Source organism: Elusimicrobiota bacterium (assembly GCA_040757695.1).
Taxonomy (GTDB): Bacteria; Elusimicrobiota; UBA8919; order UBA8919; family UBA8919; genus JBFLWK01.
Genome location: JBFLWK010000131.1, coordinates 1 through 4,407, shown reverse-complemented (window position 1 = coordinate 4,407; position 4,407 = coordinate 1). Strand labels below are relative to the sequence as shown.

4 protein-coding genes and 1 pseudogene are annotated in these 4,407 nt (G+C 36.1%); 3 read left to right on the top strand and 2 right to left on the bottom strand.

What is annotated here, in order from left to right; all coding sequences use genetic code 11:
- Positions 1–387: 387 nt before the first annotated feature.
- The 3 genes from AB1349_13015 (at position 388) to AB1349_13005 (ending at position 4,028) form a co-directional block, all read left to right on the top strand.
- A complete protein-coding gene (locus AB1349_13015) occupies positions 388–894 on the top strand; it encodes a hypothetical protein (GenBank protein ID MEW6558244.1) in 507 nt (168 codons plus the stop codon).
- A gap of 339 nt (positions 895–1,233) precedes the next feature.
- Complete coding sequence (locus tag AB1349_13010) at positions 1,234–2,409, top strand: hypothetical protein (protein MEW6558243.1); 1,176 nt, start codon at positions 1,234–1,236, stop codon at positions 2,407–2,409.
- A complete protein-coding gene (locus AB1349_13005) occupies positions 2,406–4,028 on the top strand; it encodes a UbiA family prenyltransferase (protein ID MEW6558242.1) in 1,623 nt (540 codons plus the stop codon). The genes AB1349_13010 and AB1349_13005 overlap by 4 nt, the downstream gene beginning before the upstream one ends.
- Positions 4,029–4,056: 28 nt before the next feature.
- On the opposite strand, the gene AB1349_13000 is transcribed toward AB1349_13005, so the two are convergent.
- The gene (locus tag AB1349_13000; protein ID MEW6558241.1) at positions 4,057–4,185 is read right to left on the bottom strand and encodes a hypothetical protein; all 129 of its coding nucleotides are present in this window, start codon (positions 4,183–4,185) and stop codon (positions 4,057–4,059) included.
- A gap of 52 nt (positions 4,186–4,237) precedes the next feature.
- A pseudogene (gene nadA, locus AB1349_12995) lies at positions 4,238–4,407 on the bottom strand (quinolinate synthase NadA).

Here is a 4,407-nt window from a genome sequence, read left to right as displayed (position 1 = left end):
GAAATTGCAAGGAAAAAGAAAATCTACTTTTAACCTTCAAAAAAAGCAGTTTTTTCTTTTCTGTAAATACATTGCGGAAAAATAACTTACAAAACAAAGCAAGATTTTTTGAAGAAAAATTAAAAAAAGTCTTGACAAGAAGACAAAAAACATGCTATAATTAAACAAAACTATGAATTGGAAAAAACAAGTGGAAGGAGGTGATGTATTGCGAACGAAGGAAATAGTGATGCTCCTTTATCTCTTTAGGAGCGAAGAGTTTTAAAAAGAGGTATTCCTTAATCCCTCAGAGGAAAATTCACCTCGCAAAATGCCGTGTAAAAATGTTGAGGGAAAAACAACTAAGCGCCGAAAACTTCGGTGCAATTCTATTAAGGAGGTCAAAAAATGCGAAAGACTTTATTAACGATTGGATTACTGCTGATTTGTGGCAGTGTAGTGTTGGCTTGCCCACTTACCTTCAGCGAGCCCCCTCCTGACCTAACCGGCTTTAAGAAAATGAGTAATTCAGTTGAGGGGGCTATCTATTGGTTGGAACAAACCAAAGCGTCATTAGAAGCGGGTGCTGGGACTTTCAAAAATGAAAATGGCAGAAAGGCACTAATCAACAAAATTGAGGCGACCCTGAATATGCTAAAAACGGGCAACACCAATGGTGCTATTCAGAAAATACAACACGATATACAAGAAAGGCTGAATGATTGGCTGGTGGAACCACAGGTTTTGCCTGCATGCTATTGTTTAGAAGTTGCAGTGTATATGCTTCAGAATCCGCAATATACTTCTTATTGGATTCTGCCTTTTCCACCCCTTCAGCCGGAAATGTTGCCGTTGTTTAAGTGTAGTACTGAGGAGGGTGACCTTAGGTGTTGGATAGAAATTAGCCTTTGGTAGGGGGTATTTTAAACCATCAATTTATCGACCTCCACATAAGCAACGGAACAGAAGAATAGTAATGCATTTTTTCTCTCACCCTTCCCTCGTTAAGGAAGAGGGAAGGGTGAGAGAGTATAAAAGTATGTATGACATTCCGTTAGTTTTACAAAACTCAATAGATGACTAAGTGTGCAACAAAGTATAAAGCGCTTATTTTCTTGATTTGTAATTAAAAAGCAAAAAGGTTGGTTTTTGTTTGAATAAATTGGGGAGGAAGCAATGAAATATTCTAGGTGTTTATTAACGTTGTGTTCTTATAGCATGTTATTTATTTGCTTTGGTGGTTGCACAATTAAGATGGCTGTCCCAATTGGCGAAAAGGGACTGATACGTACAGATTCTCGTATAACTTCCGATTCCACAAAAACGAGAGAATATCACCTTAAGGATTTTTACGATGCCATGAATCGAATGATGAGCCAGTCTTTTGGTATAGAAATAGAGACTATACAATTCGAAATAAAAGCAACAAACAAGAAAGGGGAAAAATTAGCTGGAGCCAGAATTACAATAAAAATTCCAGAAAAAAGCGACACTATATTTTACACTGATTCAAAGGGGAAAGTATCTTTTAACTATAATAAAAGTATTCTTATGCTTGACCCAGTTTGTATAATGGAGGGTGGCTGGGACTACAAAATCAATACAGGGGTGCAAGCAGCTGGTTGTGATTCAATGGATGGAACAGTCCTACAAGCAAAGGAAGTTTTTCTTGAAGATAAAAAAATCATTTCTGAAGATAGTTTAACAATATACTATCCTGAGGGCAGCACCGATACAGCGTCCATTTTATTGAAATACTTAAAAATACAAAGGGCGCTAATATCACAAAGATTAGGTCTAAAACCTCTGGTTCCTTGGGGTATAGTATTAGATAAACAAGAACCGCCGTTCTATTGTACTCAGGAAAATGTATGGCCACACTCTTTGAATGAGCGGTTGAATGATGAAATATGCCCTTCAATTATACATGAATGGACAGAACAAAGTTTAGTTTCTTCTATTCCAGCACTGCAAAAAGAGAGAGAACTTCGATGGGTAGCAGATGGTCTGGCGCAGATAGCCACTTATTGGTGGGCAAAAGAGCATTTTTCTAATGAAGAATGGAATAATTATAAGAATAGAGGCATAACTTTTATGAAGTTACAATTGGCTAAAGGTATAAAGAAATATGATTTAAAAAAATGGACTTTTAGGTATGTAAAAACAGAAAAAGAACTTTCCAAACAAAAACTAGTTACACCTGAAGAAGGACTGGGTTATGCTATTGCCCCTTACTTCTGGTTGCAGGTGATTGAAAAATCTGGCGAGGAAGTAATCCCTAAATTTCTTAATGCTGCACAAAAGACGGAAAATGCAAAATCTGAAGATTTCATTAAATTATTGAGTCAAATAATAGGTTTGGATATAAAAAAGAGGCTAAAAGTTGATGTGGCAGAGGCCATCAATTATTTTGAAGGATTACAACAATGATGGAGTTTGCTAAGCGAATTATTGATACCGTAGAAAGAATCAAAATAGGGTGGAGCTGGTTAGTCGCCACCCTTTTTTCTATTATCCTAATCCGTAATTTGCTCGAGGTTGCCTTAGAATACGGCGGGAAAACTGGACAGTTTAGTTACGCTGGTAGTTTAACAATAAGAGCCCTTCTTCATTATCCTATCTTTTACATTGCAATTTTATTAGGTCTCGTTCTTATTCTCAGGTTATCCACATCAGAAAGCCTTAAAAATATCTTTAAAGTCACCACAGTAGGTTGGACTCTCACCTGGATTGTGCCCATTATAGATTATATAATCTCTGGAGGCCGTGGTTATACTTTAAACTATGCGATAACCCTAAAATCCTTTATTTTAGGCCTTCTATTTTTCTTTAGCCCATTTCATTCTGGTAGCGGTGTAAGCCCGGGTATGCGTATAGAGGTTGGATTAGCATGTATTTTTATTGCCATTTATGTTATGGCTAAAACCCACAAGTTTTATAAGACATTAGGAGCATTTATTGGATTTTACTTTTTAATAATTTTTAGCGCCTCATTACCGGTATTTTTTGCAGAATTGATGGTATTGTTGCCATTTTTTGAAAGAACAATATATTTGCCATTTTACCAAGTTTTTTATATGACTGATTTTAGCCTTGCCCAACGGATGGTTACCCTCATATTTCTTTTGTTCTCGTCCTTTCTTTTGTTCTGGCTCCTTTGTCTTTATGATCGCAAGAAATGGCAATCTATGATTTGCAATATAAGAGGCGTTCGTTCCCTTTATTACATGGGTATGGCTGCGTTTGGTATAATATTGGGTTATTTATTTTTACCAGAACAGGCAGGTTCTAAATTTATTACTCACCCACTGGATATATTAAAAATTGTCGGACTTTTAAGTTCGGGCTTTCTTGCCTGGCAATTTGCAAAAATATTCAACGATATCTTTGATTATGATGCTGATATCATTTCTGGCAATCACACACCCCTTACCGACAATGCTATATCTTTCAAACAATATCAAATAATCGGAGTGATCTGCTTGATTTTATCATTGCTCATGGCTTTTACTGTGCATTACAGCACTTTTTATTTGATGTTATTTGTTTGTATTATCTCCTTTCTTTATTCCGTTCCACCTTTAAGGCTTAAAAGGGTTTTTCTTCTTTCTACTTTTATTATAGCCATGTCTGGTTTGATTGCAATAATGGTGGGGTTTTCCTTTTTTGCCAAAGAGAATACTTTGTGGAAATTTCCAGCGGTAATTAGTAAACTTATCATTTTTTGTATTTTAATAGGTTTTCATGCCAAGGATTTAAAGGATATTGAGGGGGATCGGAAACAGAGAATTTTGACTTTGCCTGTTTTATTAGGTCCACAAAAAGGCCGTATTGTTATTGGTTTATTAGTTCTAGTTGGGTATTTTCTCGTCCCCCTTATTTTAAAAGCAAATATACTTTTTATTCCAGCTCTAATTTTGGGATTATTGAGTTTTTTTATTACAATGAAACTCCACAAACCTGATACACTATTATTGTTCATTTATGCTTTCATTTTTATACCTATTGTGGTTTATTATATTATTTTAAACATTGAAAAATTCCGATAGTTCAGCCTTCTTTATCTTCGCTCATCTGTCATTCCAGTAAAGACGAATAGCTTTTTTGCATCAAGTCTTTCTCTATCTTTTCTGCGGTTTCGTTTCTCGCCAATTCTAATTTGTGCGAAAGTCTGGCGATATTGGTATTCACCGCAATTTCTCCCATCTTACCAGAGACATTTCCCAGAACAATATTAGCGGTCTTGCACATCACCCCATGAAGTGTTCACATAGGCTACTACCGTAGGGTTTCCATAGTACTCTTTGGTGGCTCTTAATACTTCAGGTGTAACCATATCAGCCATAGGACAGCCAGCATTAATATCAGGCATAATCACTTTTTTTGTCGGATTCAGAATTTTGGCACTTTCTGCCATAAAATGCACTC